This window comes from Aeromonas sp. MTB (assembly GCF_056632455.1).
Genome location: NZ_CP147026.1, coordinates 3,141,464 through 3,160,290, shown reverse-complemented (window position 1 = coordinate 3,160,290; position 18,827 = coordinate 3,141,464). Strand labels below are relative to the sequence as shown.

The following is an 18,827-nucleotide window of genomic DNA, read 5'->3' as shown; positions in this document are numbered from 1 at the left end:
GCGTCAAAGGGAGTCACTATACTTCCATCACGGGGTCCCGTTGGAGAAGGCGATGGAAAGTTCATTTGGCGAAAAAATGCAGAGCGTACACGCCACCCTCAGGCAGCGCTTTGACAAGCTGAGTCGGGTGGCCATCGCGATTTACGATCCCCATACCGATCAGCTCAAGACCTTTGCCCACAGCACAGAGGGGCCCTCGCCGCTGGTGCAATATGAGGTGAAGCTGAGCGATGTCCCCTCCCTGAGTTATCTGGCGGAGCACAAGCAGCCCCGGGTGCTCGGCAATCTCGATGCCCTGCGTGGCTCGGCGTCGGAGCACAGCCGCAAGGTGCTGGAGGCAGGTTATGCCTCCAGCTATACCGAGCCGCTGCTGTTCAACAGCAAGCTGTTTGGTTTTCTGTTTTGCGATGCCATGGAGCCGGGATACTTCGAGGAGCCGATCCGAAGCGAGCTGTCGGCCTATGCCCAGGCGCTCTCGGCCATCATTGCGGTGGAGTTTTTCTCCATCCAGACCCTTGGCGGGGCGCTGACCACGGCGCGGGAGTTCAGCCGTTATCGGGATGAGGAGACCGCCAACCATTTGCACCGGATGTCTGCCTACTCCCGGTTGATTGCCAAGACGCTGGCCCCGACTTGCGGGCTGAGCGATGAGGAGGTGGAGTTTATCTACCTCTTCTCCGAGCTGCACGACATCGGCAAGATCGCGGTGCCGGATGCCATTTTGCTCAAGCCGGGCAAGCTGACCCCGGAAGAGTTCGAGATCATGAAGATTCACCCCGGCAAGGGGCGGGAGATGATCAGCCTGATGATCAACGAGTTTGGTCTCGATGGCATTCATCACACCGATATGCTGACCAATATCATCGCCAGCCATCACGAGCGCTTTGACGGGACCGGCTATCCGCTGGGGCTGGCGGGGGAGGCGATCCCGCTGGCGGCGCGCATCGTGACGGTGGCCGACGTGTTTGATGCCCTGACCAGCGAGCGCCCCTACAAGAAGGCCTGGCCATTCGAGACGGCGTTTGCCTATCTGGAAGAACATGCCGGCAGCCAGTTTGATCCCGCCTGTGTCGCCGCTGCCCTGCACAACAAGGCCGAGTTTTATGCCATCTATCAGCAGTATCAGGATCCGGCCTGCTCTGCGAGTGTGCCGGCCAGCGGCGCCGAGCCGGGTTGAGCGTGTGTGATGAGCTTAAGGGGCAATATGGAGGCTCATGCATGAATGGAAAGCGTAACAAGAGAGGGGGCACCAGCAGGTGCCCCCTCTCTTTTATGCGCCTCTCGATTCCACGCGCCCTTATTTTGCCGACCTTGTATCTGCGGCTATGGCGGCTGCGGTCAGGTTACTTTTTGGGCGTCGGCTCGCTGATCTGGTAGAGGTGATCCGCGCAGGCGCTGGAGCAGCCACAGGGGCGCACCTCTTTATCTTCTCGTTTCTGGGCAAGCTGATATTGGCGCCACCAGATGATGGTGCCCATGGCCAGGATCAGCACGAACGAGGCGAGCAGGCTCAACAACCAGATGGACATGATCTCTTCTCCTTGATGGTGATGACATGCACAGCGATGGCATCAGTGATGATGGCAGCAACCACCCTGCTGGTTGGCGCCTTCACTGCCGTGGCAACAAGTATGGCCTTGTCGTGAGCTCTCTGCCTGATGGCCACTACTGGCGCAACAGTGATCGGAGCCACTGTTGCAACCACCGTGACAATGGCCATGACTCGAGCCTGCGCCGACGGGCTGGATGGCACGGATAGTCGCCTTGCTCTGATGACGGCGAGATGGACGCCCCTGACTGGCCGCGGTAAGAGGTTGCAGATTGGCGGGGGCCAGCAGCGCGGGCAGCGGCAGGCGGGCAGAGCGGCACTGCAGCACCCGGATATTGGCCGCCAGCAGGCGCCCCAGCATTCGTTCGCCGATATTGCGCACCACCACCTGACCCACCTGATGATGGGCAAGGGCGTCTAGCAGCGCTTGCTTGCCGTGGCAGCCTTCGGCTGCGGCCGGATTGGGCAGGGTGGCGATGACGTTCCCTTCGGGGTTAAGAATTTGCAGCTGCTCGGCACGGGTAAAGTGGCCAGCCAGCAACCCCTGACTCAGCATCAGGGCGCTTTTGCAGGGGATGTTTGTGACAGGATTCATTTCGGCTCTTCTCCACTGGTTGGGTGGTCGGGCTCGGCGGGTTGCATCATCAATGCTTTGCCCAGACTCAGACACTCCACCACCTTGTAGCGCCCTTTTTTCAGGATATTGGCCAGGGTCTGGCGGGAGACCCCCATCACCAGGGCGGCCTCCTGCTGCTGCATTCCTTGAAGGTCGACGAGGCGCAGTGCCTCGAACTCGTCAGGGGCCAGCGTGACCTGTTCCAGCTGATGCATGGGGCGGCCGTTGGGTTTGAAGCAGCTGTTGGCGGGGCGGCCACAGATCTGGCGGGCAATCTTGGGTCTTGGCATGGTGGCTCCTAATTGGCATAAGCCATTTATACGCTCATATGTAGCATATGCCAATAATTTTGTCTGATGCAGCGGGCAGCGCGAGTGCTGTTTACGGCAGAGGGGGGGTAAAGAGGGGGAGGAGGAATACGCACAAACACTGTGAAGGTGGCAGAAACGACGCAGGCCCGAACATGGTTCGGGCCTGCGGTTTTGCAGAGGATGGCGGTTGCCTTCCCGACGCGCTTACGCCTGTTCGGCCTCGGCCACGGGGGCTGCGCTCTCGCTACCGTTGGCGAAGCGATCCGCCCACAGGGCAATCACGCCGTCACCGGTGACGTTGCAGGCGGTGCCGAAGCTGTCTTGCGCCAGATAGAGGGCGATCATCAGGGCGATGGAGGCTTCACCAAAGCCGAGCATGGAGGTGAGCAGGCCCAGCGCCGACATCACGCCACCACCCGGCGCGCCCGGTGCGGCGATCATGATCACCCCCAGCATCATGATGAAGGGGAGCATGGTTTCGATGCCCGGAATGGCCAGATGCTCGGAGAGGAACATCACCGCGGTGGCGCAGGTGACCAGGGTAATGGTGGAGCCACAGAGGTGAATGGTGGCGCACAGCGGCACAGTAAAGTTGGCGATACCGTCGCTCACGCCGTTGTTCTTGCTCGATTGCAGGGCGACCGGAATGGTGGCAGCGCTCGACATGGTCCCCAGCGCGGTGAAGTAGGCGGGCAGCATGTTCTTGATCAGCTGGGCCGGTGAGCGGCCAAGGGCCAGACCGGTACCCACGAACAGTACGGAGAGCCAGATCCAGTGCATCAGGATCGCCATCACCAGCACCACGCCGAAGGTTTTCAGGGTAGCGAATACGGTGCCTTCAACCGTCATCTCGACAAAGACGCCAGCGATGTAGAACGGCAGCAGCGGAATGATCACCTTGGCCAGCAGGCGGTCGATGATGTCACGACCCTGATCGGCGACCCGGCGCAGATCGGTGGCCTGGGTGGCGCTGATGCCAATACCGAACACGAAGGCGGCGGCCAGTGCCGACATCACGCCAAACAGCGGCGGGATCTCCAGATTGACGTAGGAGGCGAGTTTGATAGCCGTGGCCGTGGTGGGCTCGGCAGCGGTGGTGAACTGCGGGATCAGGTGGCTCGCCACGGTAAAGGCGAACAGCCCAGCAAGAATGGTGGAGCAGTAGGAGAGGGCCACGGTTTTGCCCAGCAGCTTGCCGGAGTTTTTCGGCAGGCTGGCGATACCGCTCATGATAAAGAACAGAATGATGAGCGGAATGGTGAAGGTGATCAGCTGACCTATCACTGTCTTGGCCGTAAACAGCACGCGCGCCACCCACTCAGGGGCGTAGAGACCGAGCAAGAGACCGGCAAGGATGCCAGCAATGAGTTTCAGGACAAGTTTCATAAGGAAATCCGGAGTTGGTTGTATTGTCTGTTTTGTTATTAAATTTTGATATTAATCACACTTTTTAACACGTAAGCCGTGTTATGTCTGCCTTTTCTGCGTTAACGCCGAGTTAAATATTGTCGAAAGCCAAGATCGCCGACTAGCTGTCGGCTTGGCGTTGAACGGGAAAATCCGTGATGAATTAGCCCGTTAGGTGGCCTGATGATCGCCACGCAGCAACATGACGTACTGGGTGGCGTTTTGACTTGAGGAATCTGACGTACTGGCTGATACGGCGTCCATCGGCGCCAGTTGCAGTGTTATCCCGGATGTAGTGACCAGTTGCTGTAGCTGATGGTGACTTATCTTGCCGCTTGGGGGCAGGGGGAAGCAGAGCGGAGCGCCCGCTTTGAGCAGGGTCGCCAGCGGTTGCAACAGGTGGACAAGGGTGGACACGTCGCCATCAAGCGGGCGGCTTAGCCAGATGCCATCGTAAGGGAGCACCGAGTGCATCTTCGCCAGCGGGCAGACCCGCACTGCTTGTCCGGATTGCTGCGAGGCGACTTTGGCGTCGGCCAGCACAGCTTCACAGGCAGTGACCACATACCCTTCTGCACGCAGCCAGCAGAGATCCTCCCCCATACCGCACTGACCATTGAGCAGGTGAGCGCCGGGTTTGAGGCGCGCCACAAAGGCAGCTCGAACGTGGGCGTGCTGGTCGTTAAATAGCCGGGAAGCGGGGATGGCGTCAGAGTGTGGCACAGGGGTTACCTCAAGCAGGGGGCACACAGGGTAACAAATCGGGGCCTGACTGCCAAAACGTGCGGTCAGTCCCCGATTTGGATGTGAGGACGTTGCCGGAGCTGATTAGCGGCCGCAGGCAGGCCCGTGGGGCTGGGCCAGCATGGTGAACATGCTCTCTATCATAAAGGCGGATTCGCCCTGCAGGTCGATCCGCCCCGGAAAGTGGAGCCAGTTGATGATGTAGCCATCCAGAGTGCAGTGGAGCAGGGTGGCGGCGCGCTGCAGGTTGAGGTTGGCGGGCAGTTGGCCCCGCCGTACCGCATTGGCCAGGGTGGTCTCCAGGTCTCGAAAGAAGTTGGCGGACTGGCTGCGGATATGCTCGCGCAGTGAGATGGCTTCCCCCTCCAGCGATTCGAGATTGAACAGGATGGTGAACATCTGCCGCTGTGCCGGATTGTGAATGAAGCTGTGGAGTACCCCTTCGAAGAAGAGGCGAAGTTGCCCGAGCGGATCCGGCTCATCTGGATTGAGGCAGGCATCGAGCTGGTGGGCGAGGGGGCTGCAGAGCTCCTGCCAGAGCGAAATGAAGAGTTCATCCTTGTTCTTGAAGTGCCAATAGATGGCCCCGCGGGTCAGGTCTGCCGCTCTGGCGATGTCGGTCAGGCTGGTCTTGGCCAGGCCCTGAGAGCAGAACAGATCCAGCGCCGTGCTCATGATGTGGCAGCGTGTTTGCTGCGCCTCTTCTTTGGTTCGTCTGGCCATCGAAATTTGTGCCTCATGCAAGCAAAAAGTCACTTACATACATTTATGAATGTATGTATATTGCCTCATCTTTCGACTATTTACCAACAGGGCCCATGCGACCCTGATTGTTCATTGACTGGCAAAGGCTCAGGTGTTTCATGCATAAACATATTCTTGCTCGTTCAGTTGGTCTTGCCTTGCTGGCTACAGGCTTGCTGGCAGGTTGTGGTGACAAGGGGGGCGCACCCCAGGGACAGGGCGGCATGCCGCCCGCGGCGGTCAACGTGGTGACCCTGCAGAGCGGTCCGCTGATGTTGACCACCGAATTGACCGGCCGCAGCGCCCCGTTGCGGGTTGCCGAAGTGCGTCCGCAGGTGAGCGGCATCATCCTCAAGCGCCTCTTTACCGAGGGAAGCGATGTGAAGGCGGGCGACCTGCTCTATCAGATCGATCCAGCTGTTTATCAGGCGGCGGTTGCCAGCGCCAAGGCCAATCTGGCCAAGGCAGAGGCCAACGAGCAGAGTGCCCGCCTCAAGGCGCAGCGCTATCAGGAGCTGCTCAAGGTCAAATCCATCAGCCGTCAGGACTATGACGACGCCGACGCCAGCTGGAAGCAGGCCAAGGCGGAGATCATGGCAAGCAAGGCGGCTTTGCGTACTGCCGAGATCAATCTCGGTTACACCCGCATCACCGCCCCCATCAGTGGCCGCATCGGTAAATCCGCGGTGACCGAGGGGGCGCTGGTGACTGCCCAGCAGGCTGACAGCCTGACCGCCATTCAGCAGCTCGATCCCATGTATGTGGATGTGCGTCAGTCCACCGCCGATCTGCTGCGCCTCAAGCGACTGGTCGCCGAGGGCAAGCTGACCCAGGACGAGCAGAAAGGGGCCAAGGTGACCTTCCAGCTGGAAGATGGCTCCACTTATGGCGAAGAGGGCTCGCTGCAGTTCTCCGATGTGACCGTGGATGAAACCTCCGGCATGGTGACCCTGCGGGTGATTGTGCCCAACCCTCATCAGCTGCTGCTGCCCGGCATGTTTATGCGCGCCACCCTGCAAGAGGGCGAGCGGGCGCAAGGGCTGCTGGTGCCGCAAACTGCCGTGACTCGCACTCCCAACGGCGGCGCCACCGTGATGGTGGTAACCGCTGACAACAAGGTGGAGCTGCGCAACGTGCAACTGAGCCGGGTCGTCGGCAGCAACTGGGTGGTGGAGTCAGGGCTCACCTCCGGCGAGCGGGTGATCGTGGCTGGCTTGCAGAAAGTACGACCGGGCGCCGTGGTCAATCCCGCCGAGCAGGGTGCTGATGCAGCGTCTGCTCAAGCTGCGTCCAACACCCCGGCCAACAAGTAGGATGGAGTAGTCGCTTCATGGCTCGATTTTTTATAGACAGACCCATTTTTGCCTGGGTGATCGCGCTGGTGATCATGCTGGCGGGTAGCCTGGCCATCATCAAATTGCCGGTCGCCCAGTATCCGAGTATTGCGCCGCCCGCTGTCGGTATTTCTGCCAGCTATCCGGGCGCATCCGCCAAAACGGTGGAAGACTCGGTGACCCAGATCATCGAACAGAACATGACCGGGCTGGATCACCTGCTCTACATGTCTTCCCAATCTGACTCCGCGGGGCGGGTGTCGGTGACCCTCACCTTCCAGCCGGGGACCGATCCCGATATTGCCCAGGTGCAGGTGCAGAACAAGCTGCAGCAGGCGATGTCGCTGCTGCCGCAAGAGGTGCAGCAGCAGGGGATCAGGGTGCAGAAGACCTCCAGCAGCTTCCTGATGGTCGCGGCCTTCATCTCCAGCGATGGCTCGATGAACAACGACGATCTGGCGGACTATGTGGTCTCCAATATCAAGGAGCCCCTGAGCCGTCTGGACGGGGTAGGGGATATCACCTTGTTCGGCAGCCAGTACTCCATGCGGGTCTGGCTCGATCCCAACAAGCTCAACCGGGTGCAGATGACCCCGGGGGATGTGCAGGCGGCCATCAAGGCGCAGAACGCCCAGGTGGCGTTCGGCAAGCTGGGTGGCACACCATCGGTGGAAGATCAGCAGTTCACCGCCACCATCATGGGGCAGACCCGTCTCTCTACCGTGGAGCAGTTCAACGACATCCTGCTGCGGGTGAATCTGGATGGCTCCAAGGTACGGCTGAAAGATGTGGCCCGGGTCGAGCTGGCGGGCGAAAGCTATGACGCCGATGCGCTCTACAACGGTCAGTCTACCGCCGCGGTCGCCATCAAGCTGGCTACCGGCGCCAACGCGCTGGATACCGCCGAGAAGGTGCGTGCCAAGCTCAATGAGCTGTCGGATTACTTCCCGGCCAACATGGAGATCGTCTACCCCTACGACACCACGCCGTTTGTGAAGATCTCCATCGAGGAGGTGGTGCAGACCCTGATCGAGGCGATCTTCCTGGTGTTCTGCGTCATGTATCTGTTCTTGCAGAACTTCCGCGCCACCCTGATCCCGACCATCGCGGTGCCTGTGGTGCTGCTCGGTACCTTCGGGGTGATGGCGGCGTTCGGCTTCTCCATCAACACCCTCACCATGTTCGGTATGGTGCTGGCCATCGGCCTGCTGGTGGATGACGCCATCGTGGTGGTGGAGAACGTGGAGCGTCTGATGAGCGAGGAGGATCTCTCCCCGCTGGAAGCGACCCGCAAGTCGATGACCCAGATCACCGGCGCGCTGGTGGGGATCGCGTTGGTGCTCTCCGCCGTGTTCGTGCCGATGGCTTTCTTCGGCGGCTCGACCGGTGCCATCTATCGCCAGTTCTCATTGACCATCGTCTCGGCCATGGTGCTGTCGGTGCTGGTGGCGTTGATCCTGACTCCGGCGCTATGTGCCACCCTGCTCAAGCCGATGAAACATGGCGAGTTTGGGGCCAAGCGCGGCTTCTTTGGCTGGTTCAACCGCGCCTTTGATGCGGGTACCAATCGCTATCAGAGCGGCGTGCGCAAGGTGATCAAGCAGGGTGTGCGCTACAGCCTGATCTACGGCGCCATGCTGGCGGTGTTGGCCGTGCTCTTTATGCGAATGCCCACCTCCTTCCTGCCGGAAGAGGATCAGGGAGTCATCATGTCCATGGTGCAACTGCCGGTGGGGGCCACCAAGCAGCGTACCGGGGTGGTGCTGGCGGACATGCGCGACTACTTCCTGAAAAACGAGAAGGATAACGTTGACTCCGTACTGACCGTATCTGGCTTCAGCTTCGCCGGTAGTGGCCAGAATGCGGGGATGGCCTTTATCAAGCTCAAGGACTGGAGCGAGCGCAAGAGCCCGGATCGCAGCGCCAATGCCATTATCGGCCGCGCCATGGGCTATCTGTTCAGCATCAAGGAAGCGCAAGTGTTCGCCTTTAACCTGCCTCCTATCCCGGAGCTGGGGACGGCGACCGGTTTTGACTTCTTCCTGCAGGATCGCGGCGGTATCGGTCACGACAAGCTGATGGCGGCACGCAACCAGCTGCTCGGCATGGCGGCGCAGGATCCCACTCTGGTACGGGTACGTCCGAACGGGATGGAAGATACGCCGCAGCTCGATATCAAGATCGACTACGAGAAGGCGCTGGCGCAGGGGCTATCCATCGCGGATATCAACAACACCCTGGCCACCGCCTGGGGCTCGTCCTACGTCAATGACTTCGTTGACCGTGGCCGGATCAAGAAGGTCTACATGCAGGCAGATGCCCCCTTCCGGATGAACCCGGAAGACCTGAAACTCTGGTATGTGCGCAACAGTGCTGGTCAGATGGTGCCCTTCTCCGCTTTTGCCAGCACCGAGTGGAGCTTCGGCTCGCCTCGTCTGGAGCGTTACAATGGCGTACCGGCGATGGAGATCGTCGGTGAGGCGGCGCCCGGCAAGAGTACCGGTGATGCGATGGCCGCCATCGAGCAGATGGTGAAACAGCTACCGGAAGGGGTGGGTATCGAGTGGACCGGGCTCTCCTTCCAGGAGCGTCAGGCCGGTTCACAGGCACCTGCGCTCTACGCCATCTCCTTGTTGGTGGTGTTCCTCTGTCTGGCAGCCCTCTACGAGAGCTGGAGCATTCCGTTCTCGGTGATGCTGGTAGTACCGCTCGGGGTTCTGGGGGCCATTGTGGCTGCCACCCTTCGCGGATTGGAGAACGACGTCTACTTCCAGGTTGGTCTGCTCACCACCATCGGCTTGTCGGCAAAAAACGCGATTTTGATCGTGGAATTTGCCAAAGAGCTCTACGACAAGGGGATGAGCTTGGGTGAGGCGGTGGTGGAGGCGGCACGCCTGCGTCTGCGTCCGATCCTGATGACCTCGCTCGCCTTTATCCTCGGGGTGCTGCCGCTGGTGATCAGCTCCGGCGCAGGTGCCAGCAGCCGCAACGCCATCGGTACCGGCGTGATGGGGGGGATGATCAGCGCTACCGTACTGGCCATCTTCTTCGTACCCCTCTTCTTCGTATTGGTGATGCGTTACTTCACTAGCCACAAGAGTAAAGAGGCGCGCATGGCTGCAGCGGTTGAGTCAAAAGGTGACTGATGGCATGCAGGTTTAGCTAATTTGAACAGAGTTCAATAAATCGCCAGTCAGCTTTGGTCTGGCTGACAATCAAACAGGGCAACCCCATGGGTTGCCCTGTTTTTTGTGAAAAATGTAAGCAAAGATTGCGTGGTTGTAATTGAAAATGCGAGGTATGAGTAGGCGTTTCGCGCTCTTGAGGTTGTGATGAGCCTCAAGTTGCACCCATCACGAATTACTTTCAACTGTTCATCCTTGGGAAAAACGGGATAGAATTCCCTATAAAATCGGGCTGGTGCAGTGTGCCAACTCGCGGCGTGACCGTGAGAGAGGGTTGCGATCAACGCTGCCAAGACATAACGATGCTGGAGGCATGATGACCAAAGGCGTGAGCAATATGGTAAAAAGCAGCAAGCTGGGGGCTGTAACCCAAGGGCGGTAGCCATGATGTTTACCTATCATCAATGTAATTTTTGCTTTGTCTAAAATGTCAGATCCTCGGATCTCGGATATTGAGTGAATTTTAGACATTGTTTCAGCTTTTCAGCGTTTTATTCCATTTCAGTCCGCACCTATCACATATCAACTCTTCGCAAGAGATAACATATCTATGAAAATTCTCGTTACCGGTGGCGCAGGCTTTATCGGTTCTGCTGTTGTGCGCCATATCATCCGTGATACCCAAGATTCCGTTATCAATCTCGATAAGCTCACCTATGCCGGTAATCTGGAATCCTTGGCCGATGTATCGTCAAGCGATCGTTATGCGTTTGAGCAGGTGGATATCTGCAATCGTGCCGAGCTGGATCGGGTGTTTGCCCTGCACCAGCCGGATGCGGTGATGCATCTGGCCGCCGAGAGCCATGTTGATCGCTCCATTACAGGGCCGGCTGACTTTATCGAGACCAATATCGTCGGCACCTATATGTTGCTGGAAGCTGCTCGCGCCTATTGGAACGGTCTGGATGAGGGGCGCAAGACGGCCTTCCGCTTCCACCATATCTCCACCGACGAGGTGTATGGCGATCTGCCTCATCCGGATGAAGTCGCAGCCGGTGAGGTATTGCCGCTCTTTACCGAAACCACCCCCTACGCACCCAGCAGCCCCTATTCTGCCTCCAAGGCTTCCAGCGACCATCTGGTGCGCGCCTGGCGTCGCACCTACGGCCTGCCGACCATCGTCACCAACTGCTCCAACAACTACGGCCCTTATCACTTCCCCGAGAAGCTGATCCCGCTGGTGATCCTCAACGCGCTGGATGGCAAGCCGCTGCCTGTCTATGGCAAGGGTGACCAAATTCGAGATTGGCTTTATGTAGAAGATCACGCGCGCGCACTCTACAAGGTAGTGACCACGGGCGTGGTCGGAGAGACCTACAACATCGGCGGTCACAACGAGAAGCAGAATCTGGACGTGGTGCATACCGTGTGTGATCTGCTTGACGAGATGGTACCCAAAGCGGGTTCTTACCGCGAGAAAATCACCTATGTGGCGGATCGTCCTGGTCACGATCGCCGCTATGCCATCGATGCGACCAAGATGAGCAGTGAGCTTGCTTGGCAACCGCAAGAGACCTTTGAATCCGGTATTCGCAAAACTGTGCAGTGGTATCTGGATAACCAGCAGTGGGTGAGTAACGTCAAGAGCGGCGCCTACCAATCCTGGATTGAGCAGCACTATTCCGCGATTGAACAGAACGATGGGGAGCGTACCTGATGCATATTCTGCTGTTTGGCAAAAACGGCCAGGTAGGCTGGGAGCTGCAACGAGCACTGGCGCCGCTGGGCCGCATCACTGCGGTTGATTTTGACTCCACTGACTATTGCGGTGATTTCAGTAATCCGGCAGGGGTGGCCGACACGGTACGTCTGGTCAAGCCGGACGTGATTGTCAATGCCGCAGCCCACACCGCAGTCGACAAGGCGGAGAGCGAGCGAGAGTTTGCCGAGCTGCTCAACGCAACCAGCGTGGCGGCGATAGCCAAAGAAGCGGAAGTATTGGGTGCCTGGTTGGTGCATTACTCCACCGACTATGTGTTCGATGGCAGCGGTGAGCGCCCTTGGGGGGAAACCGATGCGACCGCCCCGCTCAACGTCTATGGCGAAACCAAGCTGGCCGGTGAACAAGGCGCCGTTCTCTGCTCACGTCACCTTATCTTCCGCACCAGCTGGGTTTATGCCGCCCGTGGCGCCAACTTTGCCAAAACCATGTTGCGTTTTGGCAAAGAGCGTAGCGAGATGTCAATCATCAATGACCAGTTCGGCGCCCCGACCGGTGCCGAATTGCTGGCCGATTGTACCGCGCATGCGATCCGCGTGGCGCAGCGCAAACCCGAGGTCGCCGGGCTGTACCATCTGATTGCCTCCGGTACTACCACCTGGTTTGACTACGCCCAGCTGGTGTTTGCCAAAGCCAGAGAAGCCGGTGTTGAACTGGCGGTGATGCAGCTCAATGCGGTGCCGACCAGTGCTTTCCCGACCCCGGCCAAACGCCCCCATAACTCCCGTCTTGATACCGGCAAATTCCAGCGCACCTTCGATTTGGTGCTGCCGGACTGGACGGTCGGTGTAGAGCGGATGTTGACCGAGATCCTCGGTAAGTAAATTACTGACTAGGGATGTAGTGACTGCCTCCCTGGCTGGCAGGGATAAAACGTAAAAGGTGTGGCCGCAAGCCACCCTTTTCTTTTGCACTTTAAAAATAAGAAACAAGCATCATGACCAAACGTAAAGGCATTATTCTGGCCGGTGGCTCAGGCACCCGTCTCTATCCGGTGACCATGGCGGTGAGCAAGCAGTTGCTGCCTATCTATGACAAGCCGATGATCTACTACCCGCTCAGTACCCTGATGTTGGCCGGTATTCGGGATATTTTGATCATTAGCACGCCGCAAGATACCCCCCGTTTTGAGCAATTGCTGGGGGATGGCAGCCAGTGGGGTCTGAACTTGCAATACAAGGTGCAGCCAAGTCCGGACGGGTTGGCACAAGCCTTTATTCTGGGTGAAGAGTTTATCGGGTCAGACCCCTGTGCACTGGTGCTGGGCGACAACATCTTCTACGGCCACGACCTGCAGAAACAGTTGGCGGCGGCGGCCATCAAAGAGAGCGGTGCTACCGTCTTTGCCTACCATGTGCATGACCCTGAACGCTATGGGGTGGTGGAGTTTAATAAAGAGGGAACCGCTATTTCTCTGGAAGAGAAACCGTTGGAGCCCAAGAGCAACTATGCGGTGACCGGCCTCTATTTCTACGACAACAGCGTGGTGGAGATAGCCAAGAGTCTGAAGCCGTCGCCCCGTGGTGAGCTGGAAATCACCGATGTGAACCGTATCTATCTGGAGCAAGGCAATCTGTCGGTGGCGATGATGGGCCGTGGTTATGCCTGGCTTGATACCGGTACTCATGAAAGCCTGATTGAAGCGAGCAACTTTATTCAGACCATCGAGACACGCCAGGGGTTGAAAGTCGCGTGTCCGGAAGAGATCGCCTATCGCCAGAAGTTTATAAATGCCGACCAGGTCCGTGAACTTGCCACGCCGCTGGCAAAGAATGCGTATGGACAATATTTGTTAAGAATGGTTGCCAAAGCCTGATGTGATATGGGGGGGAGGGAAGATGCTCCCCCCATAAAAATTGAATCAAATGTGGATAGACAGATGAATGTAATCAAGACAGCGATTCCTGATGTGCTTATTTTTGAGCCAAAAGTATTTGGTGATGAGCGTGGTTTTTTCTTTGAGAGTTTCAACCACAAGTTGTTTGAAGAGGCGGTAGGATATCCGGTTAACTTTGTGCAGGATAATCACTCCAAATCGTCGAAAGGGGTATTGCGTGGCTTGCACTATCAATTGCCTCCCCATGCCCAGGGCAAGCTGGTGCGTTGTGTGGCCGGTGAAGTATTTGATGTAGCGGTAGATATCCGCAAAAGCTCGCCGACCTTCGGGCAATGGGTTGGGGTTCATTTATCTGGTGAAAACAAGCGGCAGTTGTGGATCCCGGAAGGGTTTGCACATGGATTCCTGACGTTAAGCGAGACGGCAGAGTTTTTGTATAAAACAACAGCCTATTATTCTCCTCAAAATGAAAGAGGGATTATATGGAATGATGTTGACATTAACATATCATGGCCATGTCTTGATGCATATACGATGTCAGACAAAGATAAGGTGCATCCGAATTTTGGATGTACAGAGTGTTTTCAATGAAGATGATAGAATCATTTCTATACATTAACAGTGCATGTGGTAAATGAAAATGTTTTGTTCTAAACAAATAGGATTTTTTTCACTAGTTAGCAATCTATGGAAAAATAGACAGCTAATTATTCAAATGACGTTACGTGATGTTATTGGTAGATATCAGGGTTCTTTTTTGGGGCTATTATGGTCCTTTTTAAATCCAGTTTTGATGTTGTGTGTATATACGTTCTTTTTTAGTGTTGTATTTAAAGCTAGATGGTTAGGAGGAAGCGGCTCTAAAGCTGAGTTTGCGCTAATACTATTTTCCGGTTTGATTATTTTTAATTTCTTTGCTGAATGTTTAAATCGTGCACCATCTTTGATGCAATCTAACGTAAATTTTATAAAGAAAATCATTTTTCCATTAGAGATACTACCTGTTATCACTATGCTAAGTGCATTATTCCATTTGTTAGTTAGCCTCTGCGTCTGGATTTGTTTCTATATAGTAATATTTGGTATTCCTCATATTGAGATACTACTTTTTCCTATTGTTATACTACCATTGCTATTTATCATTCTTGGTATAACTTGGATGCTTTCATCGTTAGGGGTTTACTTACGGGATGTATCCCAAGTTGTCGGTACGGTCGTATCTATATTGATGTTTCTATCGCCAATCTTCTATCCTATAGAAAGTCTACCCGAATTATTTCAAGGGATAGTAAGGCTGAGTCCAGTGACACTTGCGGTTGAACAAGCTAGAAGTGTTATGTATTGGGGAAATGGTATAGACTGGGTTTTGTGGGGCTATTATATGATGATATCTGTATGTGTTTCTTGGTTAGGTTATGTATGGTTCCAAAAGACAAGAAAAGGATTCGCAGATGTCATCTAATGAGATATCCATAAAAGTAGAAAAGCTTAGTAAACGTTATGAAATATATTCATCTCCAAGAGAGCGCTTAAAGCAATTTATAATCCCTCCAATGCAAGGCTTACTTGGGTTTGAGCGTAGGCAGTATTTTAAGGAACATTGGGCTCTTCAGGATATTTCTTTTGAAGTAAAGAAAGGGGAGGCATTTGGTATTGTAGGGAGAAATGGTTGTGGAAAAAGCACGCTGCTTCAACTGATAACTGGAACACTAAATCCCACCGAGGGTTCGGTGTACACTAAGGGGCGTGTAGCTGCACTTCTCGAGTTGGGATCAGGATTTAATCCAGACTTTACTGGACGAGATAATGTTTATCTCAATGGTATGCTACTCGGCATGAGTCGAGATGAAATAGATGCTCGATTCGATAGAATTGCGGCATTTGCTGATATTGGTGAGTATCTAGAACGACCGGTAAAAACATACTCTAGTGGTATGTTAGTACGCTTGGCGTTTGCGGTACAAGTACAAATAGACCCTGATATATTGATTATTGATGAAGCATTGGCTGTAGGTGATGCATTATTTCAGAAGCGCTGTTTTCAGCGGATTGAAAAACTTCTTTCAGATGGGGTGACTTTATTATTTGTATCCCATGATCAAGAGTCTGTTAGAACATTAACTCAACGCAGCCTTCTCTTGAAACAAGGCAGAGAAGTTTTGTGTGATAGCTCCTCAAAGGTAATATTAGCTTACCGTAAGCTACTCCACGAAGAAGAGTCTTCTTATTTTTCAAGTTTAATTCCACAGCCAAACCAAACGGTCACGACTAAGGTTGAAGAAAAAAAAGATGAGCCTTTAAAATCTAACGTTAATAGCGATGTTGCTATCTCCCAATCTAGCCGAGCTGAGAGTTTATCATTTGGTGAAGGCGAAATGGAGATTGTTAGTGTTGCAACGTTCAACGAAAAAAATGAGTCTTGTGCCGTTTTTTACCCAGGGGATAAAATAAGAATATGCGTGAGGAGTCGTTCAAATATTGAAACAAATCACATTAACGTTTCGGTTAGAATTAGAAGCAGAGAGGGAATAAAAATATACTCTTGGGGTACTCTTAATCAAGATATGCAGATAATAGCTGGATTGAAACACGGGGAGCTCTTCTGGGATAAAAAAATAACAACACATGAAGAGTTTTATGTTTGGTTTGAATTTGACTGCGTATTAGGAACTAACTTATATGAGATTCAAGCTTGTTTGTCATATGAGGATAAACCTGACTACAGCGCTCAGCGGATTTTGCATTGGAAAGATGAAGCAGCTTTCTTTCAAACGTTGATTAGACAGGATGAGTACTTTTTCGGTGGCATGACGGATCTTCAGATGGCGGCAAATTGGGTGGATTGGAAATGACAGATGCTGAGAATATAAATCATCATGGTAAGTATGACTCATCTGGATGCCATGAATGCCGTGAGAATGAACGACATAATATTCCGGAGCTAATCGCTGGAACTTGTGGTTTTGGAAAGGTTCTCGACGTTGGAAGTGGAGAGGGTAATCTTGTCGGTGAGCTTCTAAAAAAGGGAATTGATGCGTATGGGTTCGATGCTTCAGATATAGTCATTGAACGAGCTAATATGAAATGGCCTGGACGTTTTTATCAAGGGTCAATCTTATCAATGCCATTTTCAGATGGTAGTTTTGACTATATTATTTCTACCGATTGCATGGAATATCTTGATAAAATTGATATACCAAAGGTTCTTCAGGAGCTATATAGAGTATCATCGAGATATGTTTTTCTCCAGATAGCGACCAAAGAAAATCTCGATGGGCATTGGCATTTGACTGTTGAGAATCGTGCTTGGTGGGAAAACTGCTGCTTTGAAAATGGATTCCGAAAGCATCCTCTTTATTATCATGTGAACAATTATGAATCGTTAAACAACGATGGATGGCAGATATTTATACTATTAGAAAAGGTTAATCAAAATGCTTTGGATAAGTATGACCTAAGGGTTCTTCCTGAAGAACGCCTACTTCATACAGATATGTTGCGCGAGACAGGTCGGCGTAGTGACGCTCATTGTATCAGATACCACAAGGCGGCTGAACTTATTCGTCCAGAAGACACTGTTCTTGATGTGGCGTGTGGATTAGGTTATGGGAGCCATATTTTATATCATAATTCAAGAGCAAAAAAAATTATCGGGGTCGATCTAAGTGATTTTGGTATTTCGTATGCTCGTGCTCACTATGGAATGACTGGAGAGGTAGAATTCTATGTTGGCGATGCACAGAGACTGGATAAAATATCAGACAATAGTATCGATTTCATTACTGCCTTCGAAACAATAGAACATGTTCCTGAACCAGAATTATATTTAAGTGCGTTAAAAAGAGTTCTGAAACCTTCTGGCCGGATAATGCTTTGTGCCCCAAATAATTGGGCAGATGAAACAGGAAAGGATCCAAATCCTCATCATTTACATGTGTATACTTGGCAGCGATTGGTTGGGGAGTGTAGCAAGTATTTCATGCTGGAAAAGGGATATACCCAAGTGGCGGGGGGCGCGATGAAATGTCACCATTCTCCCAGACAATGGACTGAGACTGACCCTAACAAGGAATTAGATAGTGAAGCCGAATGGATTTTACTGCTTGCAATGAAGAATCCAGCGGAGGGTATTAATGTTCCATATTCTGAAACTTGCTGGAAGATTCCTGAAAATGATGAGTTTAATGTTTCTGCCTTTTCCAGAGATTATAATAATCCATGGCTTGTGAAGGGCATGATCGCAATTGGAATGAGGAGTACCTCAGACAAATGTTTATCTTTAATGCAGCAAAATGTGCTCGATAATGACCCAACATCTTCGGTGGACTATGGCGCTGCTTTATGCGGATATATATATAGTGCCATGTCTTATGAGTTTATCTCTGAACAGGATTATAATGATCTTGTATCTAAAATAATGGACTATCAGAGAATAAATGAGCCATCGCCACACCAACTGCGTTGGATCGTTTCCCTACTTTATGCTGGCGGCGAGTTAGCAAGACAAAGGGGGGATATTTCAAGGGCTAAACAACTTTATACTTCTTGCACTGAATATGATGTATTGAAATATAGTCCATTACTTGGCTCTAAAATTATCGACTCATTATATTGGTTAGCTGTCTTGTATTTAAATGAAAAGTCACCTAAGAAAGCTAAGTCATACCTTTTAAAATCCATTCAAGAGGTACGTCGCTTTTCTACAGCATCTTGGTTGAATGTTATTGGTGATATTGATTCGCCTTTACCATTTGGTTTCCCTGAAATGGCTCAGTTGTTTGACAAGGCGAGTCGATGTGTATATCTACTGACTGCAATTAATAATGCTAGTACAACAAAACAGGGGTTAATCTATCAAGAAAGTAAAGGTTTCTTTGAGCGGCAACTATACGACCTGAAACGTCATATCGAGAACAAAGATATTGAAAATGCACAGCTGAAAGAAACTAATAATAACTTAGATAAAAACATTGAATTGCTAAAGATTTCTATTTTTTCTCAAAACTCTCGGGTTGAAGAACTTGGTATGGAAATAAAAAGACTAAATGAGCGGTCTCAGTCTTTAGCAAAAGAAATTATTGATATGGATGCACATGCTCAAGCGCTTGCACGTGAGGTAGCAGAGAAGGATGCACATGCTCAAGCGCTTGCACGTGAGGTAGCAGAGAAGGATGCACATGCTCAATCGCTTGCACGTGAGGTAGCAGAGAAGGACGCGCATGCACAAGCGCTTGCACGTGAGGTAGCAGAGAAGGATGCTCAAGCACAGTCCTTGGCACATAGACTTGTGGAAAAAGAGCATGATATATAAGTTATTATGAATATTCTGGCATCTCAAAAATAAGTACCGTTGTAAACAGCAACTAAGTTAAAACTTTAA

The 18,827-nt window shown here is 53.0% G+C and carries 16 protein-coding genes; 10 read left to right on the top strand and 6 right to left on the bottom strand.

The features are described 5' to 3' along the window. Window positions 1-52 precede the first annotated feature (52 nt). A complete protein-coding gene (locus WBR25_RS14410) occupies window positions 53-1,177 on the top strand; it encodes an HD domain-containing phosphohydrolase (protein WP_479748392.1) in 1,125 nt (374 codons plus the stop codon). A 166-nt stretch (window positions 1,178-1,343) separates the two neighbouring features. Here the strand turns inward: WBR25_RS14410 and WBR25_RS14405 are convergent, their stop codons facing one another. The 6 genes from WBR25_RS14405 to WBR25_RS14380 form a co-directional block, all read right to left on the bottom strand. Beyond that, entirely contained in the window at window positions 1,344-1,529 is a 186-nt protein-coding gene (locus tag WBR25_RS14405; protein ID WP_005338109.1) for a hypothetical protein, read from the bottom strand. 42 nt (window positions 1,530-1,571) lie between these two features. Beyond that, complete coding sequence (locus WBR25_RS14400) at window positions 1,572-2,144, bottom strand: NifB/NifX family molybdenum-iron cluster-binding protein (protein WP_445980996.1); 573 nt, start codon at window positions 2,142-2,144, stop codon at window positions 1,572-1,574. Further along, complete coding sequence (locus WBR25_RS14395) at window positions 2,141-2,455, bottom strand: DUF134 domain-containing protein (RefSeq protein ID WP_069527472.1); 315 nt, start codon at window positions 2,453-2,455, stop codon at window positions 2,141-2,143. Before WBR25_RS14395 ends, WBR25_RS14400 begins: the two co-directional genes overlap by 4 nt. Before the next feature lie 225 nt (window positions 2,456-2,680). Then, the gene (locus WBR25_RS14390) at window positions 2,681-3,862 is read right to left on the bottom strand and encodes a dicarboxylate/amino acid:cation symporter (protein WP_005359180.1); all 1,182 of its coding nucleotides are present in this window, start codon (window positions 3,860-3,862) and stop codon (window positions 2,681-2,683) included. A gap of 192 nt (window positions 3,863-4,054) precedes the next feature. Then, window positions 4,055-4,606, bottom strand: a complete 552-nt coding sequence (locus WBR25_RS14385; RefSeq protein ID WP_479748389.1) for a hypothetical protein — start codon at window positions 4,604-4,606, stop codon at window positions 4,055-4,057. A 105-nt stretch (window positions 4,607-4,711) separates the two neighbouring features. Next, window positions 4,712-5,350, bottom strand: coding sequence for a TetR family transcriptional regulator (locus tag WBR25_RS14380; protein ID WP_005359187.1), 639 nt, complete (start codon window positions 5,348-5,350; stop codon window positions 4,712-4,714). A gap of 140 nt (window positions 5,351-5,490) precedes the next feature. Here WBR25_RS14380 and WBR25_RS14375 point away from each other — a divergent pair, with 140 nt between their 5' ends. The 9 genes from WBR25_RS14375 (at window position 5,491) to WBR25_RS14335 (ending at window position 18,758) form a co-directional block, all read left to right on the top strand. Beyond that, window positions 5,491-6,684 (top strand): efflux RND transporter periplasmic adaptor subunit, encoded by a 1,194-nt coding sequence (locus tag WBR25_RS14375; RefSeq protein WP_100646408.1) that lies wholly within the window; start codon window positions 5,491-5,493, stop codon window positions 6,682-6,684. 17 nt (window positions 6,685-6,701) lie between these two features. Beyond that, window positions 6,702-9,851: an efflux RND transporter permease subunit gene (locus WBR25_RS14370; protein WP_429102330.1), complete on the top strand. Its 3,150-nt coding sequence runs from the start codon at window positions 6,702-6,704 to the stop codon at window positions 9,849-9,851. Between the two features lie 589 nt (window positions 9,852-10,440). Further along, window positions 10,441-11,547, top strand: coding sequence for a dTDP-glucose 4,6-dehydratase (gene rfbB, locus WBR25_RS14365; RefSeq protein WP_479748386.1), 1,107 nt, complete (start codon window positions 10,441-10,443; stop codon window positions 11,545-11,547). Beyond that, entirely contained in the window at window positions 11,547-12,434 is an 888-nt protein-coding gene (gene rfbD / locus WBR25_RS14360; protein WP_479748384.1) for a dTDP-4-dehydrorhamnose reductase, read from the top strand. The genes rfbB and rfbD overlap by 1 nt, the downstream gene beginning before the upstream one ends. 113 nt (window positions 12,435-12,547) lie before the next feature. Continuing rightward, window positions 12,548-13,426, top strand: coding sequence for a glucose-1-phosphate thymidylyltransferase RfbA (gene rfbA, locus WBR25_RS14355; protein WP_429102321.1), 879 nt, complete (start codon window positions 12,548-12,550; stop codon window positions 13,424-13,426). A 63-nt stretch (window positions 13,427-13,489) separates the two neighbouring features. After that, a complete protein-coding gene (rfbC, locus tag WBR25_RS14350) occupies window positions 13,490-14,038 on the top strand; it encodes a dTDP-4-dehydrorhamnose 3,5-epimerase (protein WP_479748382.1) in 549 nt (182 codons plus the stop codon). A 43-nt stretch (window positions 14,039-14,081) separates the two neighbouring features. Continuing rightward, window positions 14,082-14,909, top strand: coding sequence for an ABC transporter permease (locus tag WBR25_RS14345; protein WP_225159847.1), 828 nt, complete (start codon window positions 14,082-14,084; stop codon window positions 14,907-14,909). After that, on the top strand, window positions 14,899-16,299 hold the full coding sequence (locus WBR25_RS14340) for an ABC transporter ATP-binding protein (protein ID WP_479748381.1): 1,401 nt from the start codon (window positions 14,899-14,901) through the stop codon (window positions 16,297-16,299). The genes WBR25_RS14345 and WBR25_RS14340 overlap by 11 nt, the downstream gene beginning before the upstream one ends. Further along, complete coding sequence (locus WBR25_RS14335) at window positions 16,296-18,758, top strand: class I SAM-dependent methyltransferase (protein ID WP_479748379.1); 2,463 nt, start codon at window positions 16,296-16,298, stop codon at window positions 18,756-18,758. The genes WBR25_RS14340 and WBR25_RS14335 overlap by 4 nt, the downstream gene beginning before the upstream one ends. Window positions 18,759-18,827 lie beyond the last annotated feature (69 nt).

Coding starts and splice junctions, on each gene's coding strand:
- WBR25_RS14410 (WP_479748392.1), top strand. CDS start 53: ATGGAAAGTTCATTTGGCGAAAAAATGCAGAGCGTACACGCCACCCTC.
- WBR25_RS14405 (WP_005338109.1), bottom strand. CDS start 1,529: ATGTCCATCTGGTTGTTGAGCCTGCTCGCCTCGTTCGTGCTGATCCTG.
- WBR25_RS14400 (WP_445980996.1), bottom strand. CDS start 2,144: ATGAATCCTGTCACAAACATCCCCTGCAAAAGCGCCCTGATGCTGAGT.
- WBR25_RS14395 (WP_069527472.1), bottom strand. CDS start 2,455: ATGCCAAGACCCAAGATTGCCCGCCAGATCTGTGGCCGCCCCGCCAAC.
- WBR25_RS14390 (WP_005359180.1), bottom strand. CDS start 3,862: ATGAAACTTGTCCTGAAACTCATTGCTGGCATCCTTGCCGGTCTCTTG.
- WBR25_RS14380 (WP_005359187.1), bottom strand. CDS start 5,350: ATGGCCAGACGAACCAAAGAAGAGGCGCAGCAAACACGCTGCCACATC.
- WBR25_RS14375 (WP_100646408.1), top strand. CDS start 5,491: ATGCATAAACATATTCTTGCTCGTTCAGTTGGTCTTGCCTTGCTGGCT.
- WBR25_RS14370 (WP_429102330.1), top strand. CDS start 6,702: ATGGCTCGATTTTTTATAGACAGACCCATTTTTGCCTGGGTGATCGCG.
- rfbB (WP_479748386.1), top strand. CDS start 10,441: ATGAAAATTCTCGTTACCGGTGGCGCAGGCTTTATCGGTTCTGCTGTT.
- rfbD (WP_479748384.1), top strand. CDS start 11,547: ATGCATATTCTGCTGTTTGGCAAAAACGGCCAGGTAGGCTGGGAGCTG.
- rfbA (WP_429102321.1), top strand. CDS start 12,548: ATGACCAAACGTAAAGGCATTATTCTGGCCGGTGGCTCAGGCACCCGT.
- rfbC (WP_479748382.1), top strand. CDS start 13,490: ATGAATGTAATCAAGACAGCGATTCCTGATGTGCTTATTTTTGAGCCA.
- WBR25_RS14345 (WP_225159847.1), top strand. CDS start 14,082: ATGAAAATGTTTTGTTCTAAACAAATAGGATTTTTTTCACTAGTTAGC.
- WBR25_RS14340 (WP_479748381.1), top strand. CDS start 14,899: ATGTCATCTAATGAGATATCCATAAAAGTAGAAAAGCTTAGTAAACGT.
- WBR25_RS14335 (WP_479748379.1), top strand. CDS start 16,296: ATGACAGATGCTGAGAATATAAATCATCATGGTAAGTATGACTCATCT.